The sequence below is a fragment of the Curvibacter sp. AEP1-3 genome (assembly GCF_002163715.1).
Taxonomy (GTDB): domain Bacteria; phylum Pseudomonadota; class Gammaproteobacteria; order Burkholderiales; family Burkholderiaceae_C; genus Allorhodoferax.
On sequence record NZ_CP015698.1, the window covers coordinates 67,423 to 87,564 of the forward strand.

Annotated in this window: 16 protein-coding genes, 1 pseudogene and 1 riboswitch; of the genes and pseudogenes, 9 read left to right on the forward strand and 8 right to left on the reverse strand. The window is 51.3% G+C overall.

Annotation, left to right across the window (positions count from 1 at the left end; genetic code table 11):
- Position 1 precedes the first annotated feature (1 nt).
- From AEP_RS20560 to AEP_RS00340, 3 genes and pseudogenes are all read right to left on the reverse strand, one after another.
- A complete protein-coding gene (locus tag AEP_RS20560) occupies positions 2 to 2,446 on the reverse strand; it encodes an AAA family ATPase (protein ID WP_157672993.1) in 2,445 nt (814 codons plus the stop codon).
- A 58-nt stretch (positions 2,447 to 2,504) separates the two neighbouring features.
- Complete coding sequence (locus tag AEP_RS00335; protein WP_087493553.1) at positions 2,505 to 3,089, reverse strand: class I SAM-dependent methyltransferase; 585 nt, start codon at positions 3,087 to 3,089, stop codon at positions 2,505 to 2,507.
- Between the two features lie 76 nt (positions 3,090 to 3,165).
- Positions 3,166 to 4,089 (reverse strand): annotated as a pseudogene (locus tag AEP_RS00340) (IS3 family transposase).
- Between the two features lie 407 nt (positions 4,090 to 4,496).
- On the opposite strand from AEP_RS00340, the gene AEP_RS00345 reads away from it, so the two are divergent.
- A complete protein-coding gene (locus tag AEP_RS00345) occupies positions 4,497 to 7,685 on the forward strand; it encodes a DEAD/DEAH box helicase (protein ID WP_087493554.1) in 3,189 nt (1,062 codons plus the stop codon).
- A gap of 43 nt (positions 7,686 to 7,728) precedes the next feature.
- Entirely contained in the window at positions 7,729 to 8,511 is a 783-nt protein-coding gene (locus tag AEP_RS00350; RefSeq protein ID WP_087493555.1) for a hypothetical protein, read from the forward strand.
- A gap of 75 nt (positions 8,512 to 8,586) precedes the next feature.
- Here AEP_RS00350 and AEP_RS00355 read toward each other — a convergent pair whose 3' ends face one another.
- The gene (locus AEP_RS00355; RefSeq protein WP_087493556.1) at positions 8,587 to 9,870 is read right to left on the reverse strand and encodes an AlbA family DNA-binding domain-containing protein; all 1,284 of its coding nucleotides are present in this window, start codon (positions 9,868 to 9,870) and stop codon (positions 8,587 to 8,589) included.
- A 51-nt stretch (positions 9,871 to 9,921) separates the two neighbouring features.
- On the opposite strand from AEP_RS00355, the gene AEP_RS20565 reads away from it, so the two are divergent.
- On the forward strand, positions 9,922 to 10,569 hold the full coding sequence (locus AEP_RS20565) for a hypothetical protein (RefSeq protein ID WP_157672994.1): 648 nt from the start codon (positions 9,922 to 9,924) through the stop codon (positions 10,567 to 10,569).
- 81 nt (positions 10,570 to 10,650) lie between these two features.
- Positions 10,651 to 11,280, forward strand: coding sequence for a hypothetical protein (locus AEP_RS00360; RefSeq protein ID WP_087493557.1), 630 nt, complete (start codon positions 10,651 to 10,653; stop codon positions 11,278 to 11,280).
- Positions 11,281 to 11,535: 255 nt separating this feature from the next.
- Here AEP_RS00360 and AEP_RS00365 read toward each other — a convergent pair whose 3' ends face one another.
- The 4 genes from AEP_RS00365 to AEP_RS00380 form a co-directional block, all read right to left on the reverse strand.
- Positions 11,536 to 12,336, reverse strand: a complete 801-nt coding sequence (locus AEP_RS00365) for a hypothetical protein (protein ID WP_232459886.1) — start codon at positions 12,334 to 12,336, stop codon at positions 11,536 to 11,538.
- Positions 12,337 to 12,339: 3 nt separating this feature from the next.
- On the reverse strand, positions 12,340 to 13,641 hold the full coding sequence (locus AEP_RS00370) for a Y-family DNA polymerase (protein WP_087493558.1): 1,302 nt from the start codon (positions 13,639 to 13,641) through the stop codon (positions 12,340 to 12,342).
- A gap of 20 nt (positions 13,642 to 13,661) precedes the next feature.
- Entirely contained in the window at positions 13,662 to 14,105 is a 444-nt protein-coding gene (locus tag AEP_RS00375) for a LexA family protein (protein ID WP_087493559.1), read from the reverse strand.
- Positions 14,106 to 14,278: 173 nt separating this feature from the next.
- Complete coding sequence (locus AEP_RS00380) at positions 14,279 to 15,061, reverse strand: endonuclease/exonuclease/phosphatase family protein (RefSeq protein WP_087493560.1); 783 nt, start codon at positions 15,059 to 15,061, stop codon at positions 14,279 to 14,281.
- Between the two features lie 154 nt (positions 15,062 to 15,215).
- On the opposite strand from AEP_RS00380, the gene AEP_RS00385 reads away from it, so the two are divergent.
- The 5 genes from AEP_RS00385 (at position 15,216) to AEP_RS00405 (ending at position 19,935) form a co-directional block, all read left to right on the forward strand.
- Positions 15,216 to 15,995, forward strand: coding sequence for a S1/P1 nuclease (locus AEP_RS00385; RefSeq protein WP_157672995.1), 780 nt, complete (start codon positions 15,216 to 15,218; stop codon positions 15,993 to 15,995).
- 235 nt (positions 15,996 to 16,230) lie between these two features.
- Positions 16,231 to 16,324: riboswitch (SAM-I-IV-variant riboswitch) on the forward strand.
- 129 nt (positions 16,325 to 16,453) lie between these two features.
- Positions 16,454 to 16,828, forward strand: coding sequence for a hypothetical protein (locus AEP_RS00390; protein ID WP_087493562.1), 375 nt, complete (start codon positions 16,454 to 16,456; stop codon positions 16,826 to 16,828).
- Positions 16,825 to 17,397 carry a hypothetical protein gene (locus AEP_RS00395; protein WP_087493563.1) on the forward strand — a complete coding sequence of 191 codons (573 nt, stop codon included), beginning with the start codon at positions 16,825 to 16,827 and terminating at the stop codon, positions 17,395 to 17,397. The genes AEP_RS00390 and AEP_RS00395 overlap by 4 nt, the downstream gene beginning before the upstream one ends.
- 307 nt (positions 17,398 to 17,704) lie before the next feature.
- Positions 17,705 to 19,576: a DUF2075 domain-containing protein gene (locus AEP_RS00400; RefSeq protein ID WP_087493564.1), complete on the forward strand. Its 1,872-nt coding sequence runs from the start codon at positions 17,705 to 17,707 to the stop codon at positions 19,574 to 19,576.
- On the forward strand, positions 19,573 to 19,935 hold the full coding sequence (locus tag AEP_RS00405) for a nucleotide pyrophosphohydrolase (protein ID WP_087493565.1): 363 nt from the start codon (positions 19,573 to 19,575) through the stop codon (positions 19,933 to 19,935). The genes AEP_RS00400 and AEP_RS00405 overlap by 4 nt, the downstream gene beginning before the upstream one ends.
- The last annotated feature ends 207 nt before the right edge of the window (positions 19,936 to 20,142 follow it).

The window sequence follows — 20,142 nt, forward strand, 5'->3', positions numbered from 1 at the left end:
ACTAATCTCTCAAAAGTCTTTTCTCCCAGGTATCGACTCTTTGCTTGTCGTCGAACCAGTATTCGTGCAAGAGTGGAAGCACTTCTGTTTCAATGATTTCAAGATACCAAGCTTTGGTTGCTCCCTCTCCAGACAAGCCGGCGCAAAAGTAGCTATGCCCAATAGCAAAACCAGGTCCTAAGTTGGATGTGTCTCCTTCAATTTCTGAGTTCAATGCAGACATGTCACCAATCAGTCGGTTAATTAGCTCTTCATTTGCCTTGTGCTCGCGCAAGAATTCTGCGAACTTGGGGGAGTCGAATCCGGGCTTTAGCGTCAAAAATGAGAATCTTCGGCGCAAGGCGTAGTCCACCATTGACAGGGAACGGTCAGCGGTATTCATCAGGCCAAGCAAATATACGTTTTTCGGGACGAAGAAAGTCTCGTCTGATGACGCGGAATAGGTTAGTGGAATGGCGAAGTCCAATCCACGTTTGTCGGACTCAATAAGCATCATCAACTCACCAAATACCTTACTCAAGTTCCCCCGATTGATCTCATCGATTACAAACACGTAATTCTGTTCAGGGTCTGCCTCTGCAGTCTTACAAAATTCGTAGAAAAGACCATTTTTTAAGTTGAATCCGGTACCGCTCGGACGAAATCCTTGAACAAAGTCTTCATAGGAGTAGGTCTGATGGAACTGCACAATCCCGACAAATGTCCGATTTCTAGAGCCTGCCAGAGCGTGTGCAACTCGCCTGGCGAAGTGGGTTTTACCAACCCCAGGCGGACCCTGCAAAATAAGGTTTTGCTTAACCTCCAGCCTTTTCAGGATAAGTGCGAAGTCGCCACGCTCGATGAATAAACCTTCAAGTGCATCGTCAATCGTATAGAGCTCTTCTGAAATCAATTCGACTTCATCTTGTGTGGGCTCAGCTGCGAGATTAAGCATTGGCTTGTACTGGCCAATGACGCTATCAATTGCTTGTGCGATCTTGTCCAGATCCATAACTTCGCTAATTGGAAATGTCTTTGCGACAAAGGAATCACCATAACGCTCAGGCGGTCTGCCCAGCTTCTTTGTGAGGAAGTCCTTAATCGTATCTCGACCTGCTAAGTCTTTCCAGAGACTTTCGGTAGAGTGGGTTTCACTGATTCCATAGGCAACGATAAGCTCCTTTGCCTCGCGGTAATAGAGTAAAACTGGATAGCTTCCTTTGCTGACTTGTTGACCTGGTCCCAAAAATGCGACCCATGGAACTCGAGCTTGGACACCCTGGCCAAAACTAACTTTTACCTTTAGTCCGCGGTAGTCAGCTGCATAGGATGAAACCGCAAGGCTGCTCATTGCTTCTGCCTGTTTTAAAAACTTGTTGAGTAAATCCCTAAGGCCTTCTTTCGGGACGATTTCAAAGCCAAGAGCTTTCAATAGTTTGAAGGCTGGTGAAGCCTCACCCCCTGAAAAATCTTTTCGGTCGAATTCGGAGCCATTTGCATATCTAGCAGCGAAGGAAAGGATCAACTTCGGCGGGTACCTTTTGCCTGCATGAAGTAGGTCATACGTGGTGGAATGTGCATCTGGCGGGATACCGCTTTCATCGACTTCGGCAATAGCCTGGAACACGTGTGATGCAGTTATTCCTTCGGTGGTGGCCTTGAAATCTTGAGGCTTCCAAAGCCCCTTAAGGGGCGGCAGGTAATAGTCCAGTTCATTCGTTCCGTACTTTTTCTCTAGCTCAAATCGGACCTTGCGAAGTGTTTCATCCAGCTCAAATGGCGAAAGTCCGTTGACTGATTGGGCACTCAACCCGGAGAACGCTATCGCCACAGCTCGGCGGTCTCCCTTGCCCCAGATCCGCTCGAAATCATCCGGAAACAGGAGATACAAAATCATGTGGCGGAACTGTCTGGCAGAAGAGTCTGGTACTGTCTCAAGCCATCTTGCAAACTTCCAACTATCAGCAACAAGCTCTTGCCGTTCTAGAACCGGGAGTCTTTTAAAATTCAGCAGTGTGTTGATGCAGAAAACTAGTTCTCTCCACCGATGGTTGTTGTAGCCGGGGCCGCCGTTCCCAATTCCTCGCAGTACTTCATTTGTAAGTAGGGGACTGGCAGACTCCGGCAGCGCCTCTCCGGACCATTCCCACACACGCGCTGTGATTTGACGCTTTCTTGGAGCTAGAGTATTGCTGGCTGCCAAGAGCAAAAGCCACTGCATCTCAGATGCAAGTTGCTTTACTTCAGAAGTCGTTTGAGCGAGTTGAGCTTGTAACTTGTCAACATAATTACCCGAACCTTCATCGGGGCTATTGATGAAGAACTGCTCTAGAGATTCCAATCCAGCCGATGTCCAAAGATTCCGATCTGTAAATACAGACCCGTCTTCCACCAAGGCCCTATCTCGCCATTGTGTCGCGGCTTCCAATATGGGGAAAGTGTTGACGTCACCACAGTATCTGCTCATATATTCGCTCCCTTATTTAGTCTTGTTGACTTTATCGTTTTTCCATTAAAACTGATTTTCAAAGCACTTCGTCGCGTCCCAAGCTGTCGCCATCGATCCAGATGGAGAGCAAAGTCATCCCCAGCACTTCGAAGATTTGCTGAATCTGATCCCGTTCGTCCGACTCAAATAAGCGACCACTTGCGTCGCGATTGCCAAAGACCAGATCCAAGCGTTTGCCAGGCACTGAAAACAGGAGTCTTCCCTTGGACTTTAAACAGTCCTTGTTTGATTGCGCAGCTCGGTGATTTTTTTCGGTCGGTATATGCATGAGCACAGCGGAACAAAGAATTCCGTCGAATGCTCCACTGAATGGGGAGTTGAGTTCTGGTAGTGCACCGTTAGTCAATTTACCGACGAGCTCAGGATGGTGGGAATGAGCCTCCGCGATCATTTCATATGCAGGGTCAACGCCATAGCAGTCATGGCCCTGTTTTGTCAGTAGTGCTAAATCCCGACCAGATCCAAACCCTATGTCCAAAATCTTTGAATTGGGACGGAATGCCTCCTGGAAATGCCCGGAGAGACTACTGGCTAATTTTTCGTAATTGCCAGCTATCGTCGCAGCCTTTGCAGAGTAATAGGCGACGGTCACTTGATCCATTGGTAGGAAAATGAATTGCAGATGGATTGTGGCCAGCACTAAAGATTCGATTTAAGGTTGAATCGCCCCGGGTTCTCTAGACAGACCTGAGCCTCATTAAATATTGCTTCTCGTACTCTACAGGAGACAGGTCATTTGCATGGCTGTGCCTGCGCTTGGGGTTCAAAAACATTTCGATGTAATCAAAGACGTCCTGGCGTGCCTCCTCTCGGGTTGTGTAAAACTTTCGCTTGATGCGTTCACGCTTGAGTAGCTGGAAGAAGCTTTCAGCCACAGCGTTGTCATGGCAGTTGCCCCGGCGACTCATGCCGCCCAGCAGGTTGTTCGATTTGAGGAAATCCTACCAGTCGTAACTGCTGAACTGGCTGCCCTGGTCGGAATGCACCATGACCTCTGATTTGGGCTTGCGCCTCCACACCGCCATTAGTAAAGCATTGTGTGCCAGATCGCTGGTCATCCGCTCATTCATAGACCAGCCAATGATCTGGCGCGAGAACAGGTCCATGACCACCGACAAGAACAGCCCCCCTCATAGGTGCGCAGATAGGTGATGTCGGTGATCCATACCTTGTTGGGCTCCTGAACGTCGAACTGGCGCTGCAGATGGTTGGGTGAAACACCTGAAGGCTTTCCAGCATGCCCACCGGGACGGCGGCCATAGCCAGTCTTGGAGCGCAAGCCTTCGCTGCGCATCAAACGCGCCACAGGTTGTTTGCCGCATGCCTCGCCCAGATCGCACAGGTCACAGGTGATCTTGCTTTACCCGTACACCGTGCCGCTCTCCAGTCAGGACTGCTTGATAAGCCCCAAGACACGCTGGTCGTCCTAGGCGCGTTCGGACGTGGGTGTCTGCTGCCAGGCATAGAACCCACTGGGATGAAACTGTGTGCTGACTGACATCGAGCCGGGCTGCTACTTCAGCTACACGGTGACCACGTTCGGTGACCTGTTTGACAGCTTCGATTCTGAATTCTTCGGGGAACCTTGTTGGCTTGTTCATAAACACCTCTTCGACCTCTTGAAATTGAGGTTATCCGGTGTCTACAAACCCGGGGCGATTCAGTTGTCCTCTAGAGCCGGAATGCGAGCTTTTATTGCTGCGAATGATCAGACACGATACTTTTTTCGGCTTGAAGCTTGGCGAATTACTTCCACCGTAAATTGATGCTCAACTTCGTTGTTGTTTGGTCATCATGCGAGGAACATTTATTCGATGCTCATTCATGACCCAATACACCGCATTTCATGCAAATCTGTGAATTGGAAGCTACCAGCTTTGGTGCTTGGAGCGGTCGAAGTTCAGATTATTTTGACGGTTCTATTGTTCGAGTATTGATTTCCGCATAGACCCGCAAAACTGGTCTGTCCCTCTGTTAGGCTTCCATCTACAAGATAGAGGGAGACTGAATGTTCGCAGATTTACCAGATGATTTAGCACTGTGGCCACATCAAAAGAATGCGCTAGACTTTTTAATTCAGCGCCGAAAAAACGGCGTAGGTCCATTTCTGGTGCGAATGCCCACGGGGACCGGAAAGACTGGAGTCATTGCATCCCTTTCTCTCTTATCTGTCGGAGGTCGGACACTAGTTCTGACTCCATGGTCAAACCTCCGTGACCAAATGGAGAGTGCGCTTCAAAAGGACTTTTGGGATAGCGTCGGATATACAAAACCCTTAGCCAAGGTCATGATGATGTTGCCGAAAGACGCGGCCAAGGTTATCGATGATCCGAGTTGCAAGGTGATCATTTGCACGTTTGCCACGCTCACCAAACTTCGTCATTCATCTCCATCGATCTACACACGCCTCTCAGCTTCTCTTGAAGCTGTTGTGGTCGATGAATGCCACTACGAGCCAGCTATCGAATGGGGAAGAGCCGTTAAAGACTTAAAGAAGCCTATGGTCTTGCTTACTGCCACTCCGTACCGCAACGACCTCAAGCTTTTCCGCATCGAGAGTAACGAAAACGTACACCACTTCTCTCACAAGGTGGCTGAGAGCAGCGGCATTATTCGTAGTCTGAAGTTTCAGCCGTTAACGAGTTCTTCGGATATCCGCTCGCTGAGTCAATTGTTTGCGGTGCAATGGACCAAATGGCTTTCCGGTAACCTATTTCCAAGCACTTCCCCTCGCGCGATAGTCTGCTGCGCGGGGTCCAGAGATATCGAGACAGCCGTCTCAGTATTGAATGCCGCTGGAATCGCTGCAATTGGTATTCATGAGAAGTTCGAGGGGGTTGGAGACCCTAACTTGTTCAAAGATGTTCCTCCGCGAACTAACCCAGCACAAGTTTGGGTCCATCAAAACAAGCTGACTGAAGGCCTGGACGACCATCGATTTTGCTGTGTCGTTTTCATGTGCGATGTAAGCAGTGACCGAAAGCTGGTCCAACAGGTCGGGCGTGTGTTGCGCACTCACAAGTCTGACATAGCTGATGCGTCCGCTGTCATGATGGCTCCGCCCGAGCTCGAACTATTTCAAAGGTGGGAGGCCTACCGTGAGTTCGAGCAAGACACGGATATCTTGGACGTGAACCACTACAGGCGCATAGTGGATGAGCTATTGGGAATGCAGCCTGCGATTGAGTACTTTGATGGTCGATTTCGCAAGCGGTTTCAGACAGATACGCTATCAGCTGATCCACAAGTCGTTATCGCGCCAAGCGTCTTGATTCGGAAGACTAAGCCAGGTTTTTCTTTGAAGGACTACATCGAGGACTGCACCGACGCTTTGAACCTAACTGACGCAGTCATTTTGGGGGAGGCTAACGCGCCTTGCCAAGAGTCGGGCAAACACGCGCTGTGGGTGTACGCCTGCGTAGAGAACTCGAACCTTCTTGAAAAAACCTCTCTCTATGAGATCACTCTTGAGGCTCACTGCGCAGTTGTAGCAGGAGACTATCTGCTGATTTCTGATACGACCGGAACATTCCCTGAGGCGTTTTTGGAGGAGCGAACAGTCGGAGTTGGTGCTTCGGATCTCTCGAATCTTCTGGACGGAACTTATCGAATTACTAACGTTGCCACAAGCAGCGCCGTTCCCTTCGACACCGTTCTTCGGGCCTCGGAGCATCGAGGTCACGATTTGAAAGCTATTCCCGCCTCACTTACCGATAGAGTACAGATCTGTCGTTCGGCTCGTGGAGCGAAACCCGGGGCTCGCCGTTACATCGGATTGCAGAGGGGGCGTGTTCGTGAAGAGTTGTCGGAGCGAATGCGGCGTCGACATACGGTCACAGACTTCCAGACTTGGGCGCAAGTGATTGGGGATGCACTAGCAGCCGCCAGCGGAGATCACCCTGTACTTCAACGTTACATGCAGCCATGCGTGACACCCACCGCACCTACCCCAGTATCTCTTTCCATCGACCTCTCCCATTCGGACGTTGATGTCGTTGATCTTAAGGAAAACTCTCTTGAAATTATCGAATCTTCAGTTGCTGTTTTCCCCGCTGGAGTGAGTACCCCCAGCCTTTTTGAATGCGTGTTTAAGTTTCAAGATGGCTCATCACCACCGAAACAATTTTCTGTACCTCTGTCAATTGAACTTCAGCCATCAAAGGGCCGTTTCTGGTTTAAGTCACGTGGCGCTGCAGATGCTTACATATCTGAGACTGCCGGTACTCAAATTAGCCGCAAGAGTCTTGCAGAATTCCTGAACCAAAACCAAGACTTGATCCTCATTGGACTTACAGGTGGATCCCATGTGTATCAGGGCCGAAACTTTTACATGATTGACTACGGTCATGCTGAAAAAGCGTTGTTTGATCAAATTAAGCGACCAAAGATCGCTGCTTGTTCAAACGAAAAGGGCACAAAAAGTGAATTGGAGGCGGCAAAAACGGTTGGTTCTAAGGCTAATAAGTTCATCGAAGGGTCACTGTTTAGGCGTATTGCGGACCTGGATCTTCCTCTGGACTTTGTCCCTGAACTTGTGATTTGTGATGACCTTGGATCAGAGTGCGCTGACTTTATTTACGCGAATTTTGATCAGAAGGCGATCGCACTTGTACATGCGAAGGCCGGATCCGGAGCAGGGGTGTCTGCGTCTGCCTTTCATGACGTCGTCGCCCAGGCGATGAAAAACCTCGTTTACCTTACCAGGGCTGAGGAGAAACCTGATGGTGCGAACGGTTGGACTTCAAAAGCTTTTTGGAATAAGACTCGCATCCCATGTCTCTACCGCTTACCCTCCAACTGCCCTGTGGGTTCAAAACTGTGGGATAAGTTACGCAACGACATCATTCTGAGTGCCAATGCGAATTTACATGTCATGTTGGTAACTACAGGTTGTTGCGATATCAAGCAACTGCGTGATGCGGTTACCGATCCGACTCAACGAACTGCAGAGACCGCGCAGTTAATTCACATGCTCGATGGATTGATTGGCTATGCCCGCCAGCTTGGTGTTCGGGTTACGATTTTTGATGTGCCATTCAAAAAGCCGGTATCTGTAAAGAAGGCTGCACCAGCAAAGAAAGCTGCACCAGCAAAGAAAGCTGCACCAGCAAAGAAGGCTGTACCAGCAAAGAAGGCTGTACCAGCAAAGAAGGCTGTACCAGCAAAGAAGGTTGCACCTGCAAAGAGGGCCAAATAGTGCTCTGGTGTAGGAAGCCTGTGCCGACCAACTAGGAAAAGGTATGACGGAAGAACAAGCGTTGATGATTGCAGTGTTTGTGCTGCATCATGATCAAGAATCCAAACTCAGGTCCAGCGAAATTTTGAGGAAGGCGATCGTTCCAGAGTTGAGGCAAACCTGGCAGAGCCAGGGCATTGAATTGCCTTGGCACGATCAAAGTTCCTTGCATGATTTAGCAGCCAGGTTTTCTCGTTTGTTGAATAGACACGTCGACAACGTGCCTGCCAGTAGGCGCCAGATTGACGGTAACACCAATGGATGGAAGCTGGGGCCGAATGCCGGTAGTACAGTGACGGCTACAACACCAACGCTGGTGGTTACGGATGACACAACACTTATTGGCCTTTCTGGCGAATACGCTGTCATGAGTGAAATTTTGGCTATTGGTTGGAATGCAGCCAAGCCATCCCATGACAATGGCGTCGATCTTTTTGCTACCCGGAAAGGCGAAATCCGAACCGTTCAAGTCAAGACCGCCACATTGAGTCAGCTCGGCGATGGGACGATGCGATTCACGGGTAGCACCCGCGCGCATCAGGACTACAACAACGTACAGCACTACTACGTACTTGTTTTTCGGACCATTGCTGGAACCCGCTGGCAAAACAACTATTTCGTTTGTAGGTCGCACGACTTTGACAGGCTTATATCTCGTTACGCGAGAAAAAACTCTAGTGGCGAAAAATGGACGATTGAAGTTATTCGTAAAGGGCACTCATTTTTGGTGGGCGGCGAAAAGGACATCACCGATAAGTTGGACAGATTTCAAGAGCGGTTTCATTGATCGAACGGAGCAGGCATCGGCAATCCAGAACATGAACGCAGCAGCCTATTGCTTAGGCGGTTGTCTCCATCAAATTCATTGCTGCGCAATCAATCGACGAATGATGTCTTGTGCCGACACAAACTGCTTTCCATAGGCCTTAAGTGCCCCCTTCCGTGACGTCCAGTTGTGGTCGAGGTCAGTCAGATCGTCCCACCAATGACTCAGTGGCATATCCGCAATGACCCCCGGATAGGTCAATCCGTTCCAAATCGACTCAGCCAATTTCGGCTCAATGTACCGCCCAAGCACCGTATAGGGACTATTGCCGTTAGCCCAGTACTTAAATAGCTTGTATAGGCTTGCGAGATCACTTGCGCCTTTACCGCCAACATGATCGCTAACGTGCCAGACGTCAGGTATCAGCCAAAACTTCAATGCGTTACTCTCGATGACGAGAAACGTCTCACCGACAACTGATTTACTTCGGACAGCATAGACCGTTTCGCACTCCGCTGCGTCGATCAGTTCGAGGCACTGCTCTGGGTTGGAGCGGTGTTCAATTTCTGGAAAGAAGGGTGAACGCCGCCCAGTTTTCAACCACTCCTTGTTGACGGCAAAGCAAGTGCAGAATTCATCTATCAGGTCAAATGTAGCTGGAGCCTGGCCTACCAAAACGGCTTCGAACTCCGCAGGCGAACTAAATCCCATTGCGAGGGCAAGATCTGAAACGGCAAGTGGCTCGACGCGATTTGAGTTCATCTTTTCCAGCACACTCGACATTCGTTCCGCGATCTGGCGGCTTGATGGCAAAGCCTGTGCTTGAGGTTTAGGTGAAAACCTCGACCGAAAAGCTAGTTCAACTTCAGAAGGTTCAGCCGGTCGGGAAATGCATCCGCGGCGCAAAATTGGGCGGTGATTGGAGTAATAAATTGCTTCACTGCCCCGCTCCACCTCCACAAAACAGACCACCTTTCCATCATGGTATGCCCATGTGACGGTTGGGTTTACGGGTGGTCGAACTTCCTTGGAAGCGTTGGAAACACGCTGAGAAACTGAATCTCGAATTTCACTGTCGTGTCCATTTTCAATCCCGACGACGCTTCCATCATTCGATATTCCGTACAAAATCACGCCATTGTTAGATGATGCAAATGCTGCTATAGATTTACCTATGTCATGTCCTTGTGATGGCAACCTTTCCTTGAATTCGACCTGCTGCCCCTCGCCTTGAGAACATAACTTTGGTAGACGCTGACTTGCAGCTGAATCCGCCCAAGGGGGAAGGTGGTCGACTGGGTTCATTGAAGTAAATATTAGTGAATTCAAATTGGAATTGGAATTGGAATCGGATGCCAGTTTCTGGTTGAATTCCAGCATCCAAAGCACTCCATTAAGCGAAGGTGATTAAGCGACGTTTCTGGGATTCAAATGACGCAGATATTTTTAGTCGGGACCGTTCACCAAGAAAGTGGCCTCGCTACAGCTTCGGCATTGCTCGACATTCTTGAGAGTGTTCGACCGGATGTTATCTTCTTGGAAATTCCACCTGCGTCGTTTCCTGCCTACGATGTTGGCGCCTGTAGCAATCTCGAATCTCGTGCTGCAAGAAGATACCGCGAAAGAACTGGTTTGGCGCTAGTTCCTGTAGATCTTCCAACGCCGGATGAGTCATTCTTCAGGGATTGGCAATACATGGACAGAAGGATCACAGCCACATGTTCGGAATATCGCCAGTTGATCGATGAAAATGCGGCGAACACTGCTAAGCGAGGTTTCGCATATCTCAACAGTGAACAATGTCGAGATGCCTGGTCGGCGATCTACCAGGTGATGGAGATCGCTATTCAACGGCTGTCACACGACACTAAACTCCCAACAATTTATGAAGCATGGCGACGCACCAACGAGCTTCGAGATGAAGCCATGCTGCAGTGCATTGGCACTCATTGCTCCCAAACCTCACCTGCGATAGGAGTGCTTCTTGTTGGCGCAGCTCATGCCTTGTCAATTGCAGGGAAATCACGGAACGAGCGTCGAACTAATCCTCCCAGGGTTGATTTATGGGAATTCATGTGATTTGATTGTTCGCAATACCACGTGATTGCATTTGGAGTGCAGATTGGTTGCTCCATTTGACAAAGTGGAGGGAAGTATAAGATGCAGAAATTTTACATATTCATTGGATTCATGCTGGTTGCGACAGGCTGCGCGGCAGTCCTACGTTGGACCGGATTCGTTGTCTGGGCAAATGACAATCCGAACATGGCTGCATGGGTTCAAGCGATCGGTTCCATCGCTGCTATCTTTATGGCGGTTTGGGCGGTTGATCGTTCACACGCTCTAGAGACACGTCGAAAGAAGATCGAAGATTTTGATGCGCTGACACAGGTGCTTGAGGGTGTGTTTCAGCTCGTAGGTGGTGCTGCTAAGGTGGCTCGAAAGATCTATGATTTTGAGAATTTAGGTGGCCATGCCACTCCATCAGAATTGGTCGAAATCGGCATTGAGTTGGATGCGATCGCCAACGCACTTAGTCGGGTTGACCCACTACGACTCAATCGGCACGAGTTCATCGAAGCCAGCCTTGTTGCAGAAATGACACTGCGACGTTTGAAGGAGGCTGTTGATCGTGTGCAATCACAGAAAGTTTCTTGCACACTCGAACCGTTCTATCTGCAAAACCTTGCTAACAGCGCCGCGAATGATTTGGAAGAGCGCGCTAAGAAGTTGGCGAAGATCACAGAGAACCGCGGCACTGTGAAGGTGAATGACCAACGCCCCAAGTAGCTCTCCAAGGCCACTTCGAACAAGACCAAGGATCGCACACTCGATTCGGACAAATTGAATTGATCGTTTCACCGTCTGTTTTTAACTTTAACAGCGCACATAGACGGTATAGCTCGAAGCTGAGCCCATCTGGCCACCTGCCAACCAGAGCGCTGCCCTCCTATGGTGTCATTGGCGGATGTCAGCCATTGGTGCAAAAAGGCTGTTTGCTTGAATAGTTTTGACTCTAGGATAGACACCTTCGAGTGATGCAAATCAGTGCATCACTTGATACGGTTCCGCATCTGATCGCCGCAACGGCGTAGCTTTGGCCAGGTTCATCCAGACAGCAAATGGCAAGTGATTGAACTGCCTCTTGGGCGCCATCCGCAGAATCTCTAGTCGTTCTTGAACCAGCTGGATGACGCCACATTCAACCGGAATTTCATCAGGCTCTGCGATGGGCCTGTCCTTGGCATCTCGACCCAAGACATACCAGCACTGCCCTCCGAGCTCTAGATAAGCAGCACGCTTCTCCGGTTGTTTAAGATCTCCCAGCAAGTCCGCTCTGTTCACTTTGATTTCATGCACTACGGGTTCCAAGTAGGCCTGGACTGAGGAGTTCCGTATGGAGAACACATCTGGCATGCAGTAGCGCCAACTTACCTGCTCTTCGTCCTGCAAAGTCACCTTGGCTCTGAGACTCAGGTTGGTCCATACCAGCCGACCTTCCTTTAGCATTTCGTTCGCTACCTTTTCTACGAGCGCTTCGTGGGGATCCTTGGCTTGTCGATTGGAGTTGGCTGCCTGTGCGAGGAATTGAATACCTGCGTCAGTTACTCGCATGCGTTCATGACCACCCTCTTCCTGGAGTCGCTCGAGAAGACCGGCAGCCAGGAGTTCGATCTCCACGACATCCAAGAAAGGCCATCCTGCAGAGCGGTACATGTCTCTCAGTCGTTTGGCATGTACCTTTTTGAGTCCTATGCCATTGACGACTGCAATGTGCTTGGCACTGCGCAGCTTGTGGGTGTCTTTGCCGGTGTCTTTGCTGGTTTCTGTTTTGGTTTCTGTCATGTCTCAGGCCCTCGCCACTGGCATGTCATCCCACCGGGTGGTGTACGCCGGGGTTCTGCGTAGTTGCTTCATCGACCACTCTCTTCGCACTCCGTCCAACCCAGCACTAGCGGTCAGGACCGTACCTTTGCCAAAACGGTAGTTCAGGGTGTCCATGGCTGTCATGAGGCGAGTTCGGTCTTCTTCTGCATCACCATCCTCCAGGTCGAGCTCTGCCTGCTGGTTGGTGTCGGGCTGCAGATCCAGCAGCATTACGCCTGCCTTGGCGTAGTTGAATCCCGGCTTAAAGATGTGATTCAAGCCTTGGAGCGCTGCTTTGACGATGCAGGCCGTGTCCGCACTGGGTCTGCGAAGTGGAGTGACCATGGAGCGGCTGTACTGGAGATCTTTGCGGAATGGGCTTGTGCGTATGTAGACCAGCACCTGTCCGGCCTGGCTGTGTTGCTTGCGAACCTTCTCTGCGGCTCGGGATGCGAACTCAGTCACCGCCTCAGCCAGGTGATGCTGCTCGGTGATGGGCCGCCCGAAGGATCTCGTACAGGCGATCTCCTTTTGGGCAGTCGGGGTGTGATCCAGGTCGATGCACGGGGTACCCTGAAGCTCCCGGACAGTTCTCTCCAGCACCACGGACCACTTGCTACGAACGGTGGCAGGGTCCAGCTGCATCAAGTCCAACACCGTGTGGATGCCTCCGGCTTGGAGCTGTTTGCCGATTCGCCGGCCTACACCCCAGACTTCATTGACTGGAGTGGCTGCATACACGGCATCTCGCTCTTGCTGTTCGAGAGATTCCAGGTTGCAAACTTGAGCGAGCTTGTCGGGGTAGGTTCCCGGCTTGCGCTCGGCGGTCTTGGCGATGTGATTGGCGAGCTTGGCAAGGGTCTTGGTCGGACCTATGCCAATGCCACAAGGAATACCTACCCACTGCAGGATGCGAGCCCGGATCTTCTGGCTGCGCTCTACCAGGTCACCTTTGACGCCACTGAGGTCAATGAAGGATTCATCAATGCTGTAGATCTCCTGGGCAGGACCAAGACCTGCTGCTAGGCTCATCATGCGATCGGACATATCGCCATACAACGCAAAGTTGGCAGACAAAGCCACCAAGCCTGCGTCCTCGGCCAAGTGCTTGATTTGGAACCAGGGTGCGCCCATGGCAATACCCAGCGCCTTGGCTTCGTTACTACGGGCGATCGCACATCCGTCGTTGTTAGACAGGACGACCACGGGCCGACCGTTCAGGCTGGGTCTGAAGACCCGCTCGCACGAGACATAGAAGTTGTTGCCGTCTACCAGGGCGTACATAGAAGAACTGACGGACGTGTTTAGGCCGATGGAAACTGCTTGATGCAGCTGGTGACCACACCCCAAATTTCGATGGTCTGGCCTTCTTTGGGCACTATGTCGGGATAGGTGGGATTTGCAGCTTGCAGCTTGACCCGTCCGGCACGCTGGTAGAGCTGTTTGACGGTGAACTCACCATCCACTACAGCCACCACGATCATTTTGTGCCGTGGCTTGATGGCTCGGTCGATGACCAGTATGTCGTTGTCGAAGATGCCAGCATCCTTCATGGAGTGACCGGATACACGCTGCAGAAAGGTCGCCTGAGGGTGGGTGATCAGGACTTTGGACAGATCAATGCGTTCAGCTCCGAGGTCCTCTGCCGGGCTGGGGAAGCCTGCGCAGATGCGCGTTGGGACTAGGTCCAGCAGGCAGGAAGACGTGGTGATGAGAACCGGAGGATGGCTAGCGCGATTACTGTACATTTATACAGTTTAACGAGGTAGTCGCCCGAATGCAAACCCCTGGTTTTTCGATCTGCGCTCCTCACCGCTTGGGATACTCGACCTTCAATGTAGAAGAACGTGCAACTTCTAGCCAACAGCGCGAATAGTTCGGACAACCCTGGAATCAACGTATGTGCGCTCTTTACGAGTGCTCAGCAGCGTTCAAATTCAGCAAACACTATGGCATGGTCACTCGTCGCCCCGAGTGCGCGGTCGTACTCGTATTGCATGGCCGTCACTCGCCATGTGGGCGCATGAAGAATGTGGTCATAGCGCCGGGGTTTCCCTCCGGTCACATGAGAGATAGCGAGTGGAGAAGCCGGTGTCATTTCCGACAACGTCGCGAGGTATGACTTGAAAGAGTCAGATAACTTGTGCACGGGGTCACCCCCAAAAATCATTGCAGCGCACTTGCCTCCATCTCTATTGTCGAAAAACTCGATTTCAGATGAATTAATGCTGTCTATTTTGGGTTCGTTGGCATCGCAGCACACAAAGTCCACTTTCCCTGACTCGAGAAAATCTGCAATAGAAGCGAAGTTGGAAGACTTCGCCTTTTTGTAATCAACACCCGTGAGTGAGTGGAAGTTGAGCACTGAGACTTTAGAGCATTGAAACTCGATCTCAGTGAACAAGGTTCTCTCCGGAAAGACCGAACGCTGAAGCACGGATGATGCGGTAATCTTTCCGCCAAAGACAAATGTAGCCACACCCATACGACGGTTGCGTCCTTCATGCTTTCCTGGAACGCGATGCAAAAGGCTGAAATCACAATCGTCAGGATTCAACGCATCTTTCAGATGCCTAAAGGAAGTCTCTGAGACTTCCTGCAATTCGACAATTGCTACAGGCTTGAGGACAGATCGAAGCAAATCAGAAATCAAGGCAACATCTGAACCTATAAAGATGTTCCACTGGATAACTTGAATGGACATGCGTCAACCATCTCAAAATACATTGCCAATTAATTGGGAGGAAAGGCTTATCCAGCAGAGCCAAAACCTGTGAGGATTCTCTCTGTTGAGCCTTAATTTTCAGATGAACATTAACACTACAGCTCCGTCAATACTCAGAATTAGTGGGAAGGCTTTGGTCAAGAAGATTCAGGGAGTAAAGCTTTTGCTTGTCTCGCTTCTCGCATCCGGTGCACTGATAAGCGAACCTGTCATGGCATGGGGAAGCGATGGACACAAGATCGTGGCGATGCTGGCAGAAGCCCAAGTCTCCCCAACAGCACGCAAAGAGATTGATCGCCTGTTAGCTCAAGAACCGGGTGCCACATTAACCAGCATTTCGACCTGGGCCGACGAACACCGCAATCCGGCTACCGCTGCTTGGCACTATGTGAATTTCCCCCGTGGTGACTGCAATTACCGGCCAGAACGAGACTGCCTCGATGGCAAGTGTGTGATCGCAGCCATTGATAGACAGATTGAGGTCCTGCGCACACCCGGTGACGACGAAAAGCGCCTGACGGCCTTGAAGTACGTGGTGCACTTCATCGGGGACATTCACCAACCACTACATGCGGGCTTCAGTGATGACCGAGGAGGTAACAGCTTTCAGCTTCAATCCTTCATGCGTGGCAGTAACTTGCACGCTGTGTGGGACACCGGGCTTATCAAGTCGCTACAACAAGAGAACGAACAGATAGTCAAAAGTCTCCTGGTGAGGCCTCTGACACTTCAAAAGACTGCATTCAATGCCGCTTCGATTGCGATGGAGTCTTGTAGGATTGTTTCGCAAGCGGGCTTCTATCCAGACCGGTTGGTAACGCTAGAGTATGTGGACCGCTACATTCCTGTCATGGCCTATCGGCTAGCCGCTGCAGGCTATCGGCTCGCCCAGATCTTGAATGAACTGGGCTAACCATTGGTTGGTCAATGCCCAAGGCGAGATAGTTAAGGTCCTCTGCTTTGAGTCATTGATGTTTGTCAGGCGGCTTTCGTGAGTATCGAACGACATAAATCAGGAGACTAGCCTTTGCAGATGCCATGCGTTGAGTTCCTTTGAACTCGGAGACCTTAGCAAATGATCTCTTGGCGCAACTCACCACATTCCAGAATGGGCCCTTGATCTCGTGTAGCTGGGACGCTAACATCGGGCATCTCATCTAGAAGGGCTGACGCCCTGCCAACCTGCCTATCCGGGCAAGGTGGCCAAGCGATGTGGCCCAAGTGGCAACCAAGCGGAAGCGTAAAACCCTCCTTTAAGGGTTTTTTGTGCGCCTCACTTTTGTGCATGGATTGGTCCTCCGGATGGACTGGGCGATTTAACCCAATTGCTGCGCCCGGCGACTTGCCAAAGCAGCTAAATAGGAGAGCACCATGGTGCAAAAAAGGTCGAGCGATATCGCCTCCTCAGGCAACTCTTCGCCGCAATGTGATCCCAGCCATCTGAAATTTAAACTGGGGGACATCTGTATTACTCAGAACAGTAATGTTCCCGAGGTCAATGACGGTCAGGTAGTGGTCATCATCGGTATCAACGCAGGGTTAATCGGTAGAGACGGAATAGCCCACCCCTACGTCATTCAGCGTCTGGACGGACGTCCTCATGGCCTGATAACTGGACTGGCAACCGGTATTCCGAAGTGGTTCAAAGCCCACACTGCTAGCTGCCAGGAAAACAGGTTACGCAAGCCTCTAAAGGGCGAGTTCGTGGAAGAAATACCTTGTGCCGAGGAGAGGGATGTCCCATGAGCATCAAACTTTCAAGGCCTTTAGCAGTAGGTTGGAGCCTTTTGCTGTCGCAAGAACTGGTAAAGCACCAGCCCATAACCGCTCATGCGCTCCATTCGCTAGAGAAGGAACTACACGATCGTGTTCGGGAGGCCGCAGAGCCTGCGGAAGAGTGGCCGGCGACTGCTGGTTGGAGCCTCGATGAGCTTCGGGAGCAGCGTGCACTGGGCGCTGTGATGGACCTGGTACTTCAACGATTGCCCATGCCACCGGAGAGTGGCTGCCTCACGGCCGGAACAAGTACTTGGAGCGTCTTGGTAGCAGACAATTTCGATCCTGAATCCACAGCCTATTGTGATAGCTGGCACTCGGACCCTATTACAGCGGTGGTTCGGTGTCGAAGTATTGTGGATGCCTGTTTGCAGGAAAGCTTCAAGCCCGACATGCGGGCGAGCGAGCTTCTTGAGCTCTACGAGATGTTTGGTGAGGAGCCATTCGTTGTGGGGTCGGGTGCCCCCTTTTTTTCAGGACGGGACTATGCCCGACAGCGAAGCGGTGAGATCTGCGCCCCCAGACAGGAATCGACCTGAACCGTGATCAACCCAGACATAAAGACAAGTTGCCCAAGAAATTTTTCAGGGTGAGTTCTGGTTTGAGGCCGCAAGTTTGCCATTGAGGCGTCATAGAGGATGAGAGCTACGACACCGGTCAGGCGGAACGATCGAACTTGTTGGCGTGACTCTTTGTTGATTGGGCAGGGCATTTGCGGGTGTCCATAATGCGTGCCGGGACCAAGGCCATTGACTCCTAAGTGTGCAGCTGTCGAATTGCGCGAAGCAAGAAGCAGGTAACACTAGGAGGGGCCAAAATAGATGTATCAATATAAACAGGGATGGCATGCAGCTTTACGCAGGAACCTCGAGGGAATTTATTTCCGATGCCACCCGTAACGGCATCGCAACGAAGCTGGAGCGGGCGTTTCTAGATAACTTCCATTACAAGCCCTCAATCCAGGAGGTTCAGTCTTGGCAGAACTCACTTTTTCGGATGGCGTTTGTATTGCAGCAAGGCAGCTTCCTGGATCACGGCATCCTTCTGGAGTATCAGTTGCCGCTGTCGAGTAGACGGCTGGATTGCATGGTCACAGGTACCAACGGCGGCGGTCAGCCGTACTCAGTGATCGTGGAGCTGAAGCAGTGGAGCGAAGTCGAGGAGTCCAATGCGGAGGACTGCGTAACGACATGGGTGGCTGGGAGTAAGCGGGACATACTTCATCCCTCAAGGCAGGTGGGCCAGTATGAGGAGTACCTACGCGATATGCACTCTGTTTTTGTGCGTGGAGAAGTTGGCCTCCGATCCTGTGCTTTTCTGCACAACCTGTCATACGACCCAAAGGGAGAGATATTTTCAGCTCGGCATCATCATGTGCTGAAGCGCTACCCGGCCTTTACAGGCGATCACCAAGACGGTCTCATTACCTACATGGGTGACCATTTGAGGTCAGGGCGGGGGGAGGGTGTCCTTGAGCAGATCCTCAAGAGTAAGTTTTCTCCCAGCAAAAAGCTCCTTGAGCACACCGCCCAGGTCGTCCAGGACCAACGGGCCTATGTACTTTTGGACAGCCAACAGGTAGTTTTTGCTAAGGTCTTGGCTGAGGTTAGAGACGGCGCCAAGGCTTCTAAGCTCAAGAAAACAGTCGTTCTCGTCCATGGAGGGCCCGGTACAGGGAAATCTGTCATCGCGTTGCACCTCCTCGGTCGCTTATCTGGGGAGGGGCTGAAGGCGATGCACCTCACGGGCTCGAAAGCATTTACCGAAAACATGCGCAAGCTCGTAGGCACAAGGTCTGCCGCGCAATTTGGATACTTCAATGTCAACAAACGGGGCGAACTCCCTCCTAACCAGTTTGACGCGCTGATACTGGATGAGGCACATCGAATTCGTGAGAGCAGCAGGGACAGATTTACCAAGTTGGAGGACTGGTCAGGTCTCCCCCAGATCGACGAGCTCATTCATATCGCTCGCGTTTCCGTGTTTTTTATCGACGACCGCCAAATTGTTCGCCCCGGTGAGGTAGGCAGCTCCGAGATCATCAAGGACGCTGCGAGGCGAGCTGGTGCCAAGCTGCTCGAATATGAGTTGGATGCACAGTTTCGATGTAGCGGTTCCGACGGGTTCATTAATTGGGTCGACAATACCCTAGATGTTCGTCGAACAGCCAATGTCCTTTGGAAGCGTAAGGACCCCTACGATTTTCGAATCCTGGACTCTGTCCAGGACCTCGACGTGGCAATTCGTCAGAAGTCGAAGGAGGGCAGTGCTCGCCTCGTCGCAGGCTTCTGCTGGCCGTGGTCTAACCCGGAGAGCGATGGAAGTCTGGTGCCGGATGTACAGATTGACGGCTGGTCTATGCCGTGGAATGCCAGGCCGGAAGCTGGGCGACTTGCGGCCGGGATACCGAAGTCGAATTTTTGGGCATCAGACCCTGGCGGGTTGAATCAGGTGGGATGCGTATACACAGCTCAGGGTTTTGAGTTCGACTATGTAGGCATCATTTTTGGATTGGATTTCCGCTATGACTGGCAAAAGAATGAGTGGGTCGGGGATAAAAAGCAATCCCACGACACTATGGTCAAGCGCAGCAAAGAGCAGTTCATCGATCTTGTCAAAAACACGTACCGAGTTCTCTTCACAAGGGGGATAAAGGGCTGCTATGTGTACTTCATGGACGAAGGTACCCGCAAGTTTTTTCAGAGTCGCCTCGAATGACAGATACCCATATCAAGCCAGCACTTATTGATGTCAGCCGCTTGGAGGCGACACTGCAACAGTTTGCGGACGACCGCGATTGGAACCAGTTCCATTCACCGAAAAACCTCGCTATGGCGCTTACCGGAGAGGTCGGTGAGTTGGTGGAGATATTCCAGTGGATGACTGAGGAGCAATCCAAGTTAGTTGCCGAGGACCCCAAAACGGCGCGAGGCGTGCGTGACGAGCTGGCAGATGTGCTGCTCTACCTGGTTAGGTTGTCTTCTGTACTTGGCGTGGACCTTAACGAGGCAGTGACTGTGAAGCTTTCAGCCAACGCGCTCAAATACCCGGAGGGTGACGCGACTCCTAAACGCTGATGTCTCATGGCGAGTGAGCCGTTTAGTCCCGGAGCCTTGAGTATTGCATTCGTGCGGCGAATTCGACAGAGATCAAGCAGTTTAAAAGGCTAGGTCTGGGAGTTGTAGAGTGATGCGTATATCTTATCGTCCAACACTTCTTCTAGGGCAATGATCCGCTCAATGAGCTCTTTTCGCGTGGAGTGGTGCATTCCCATTGGCCGACAC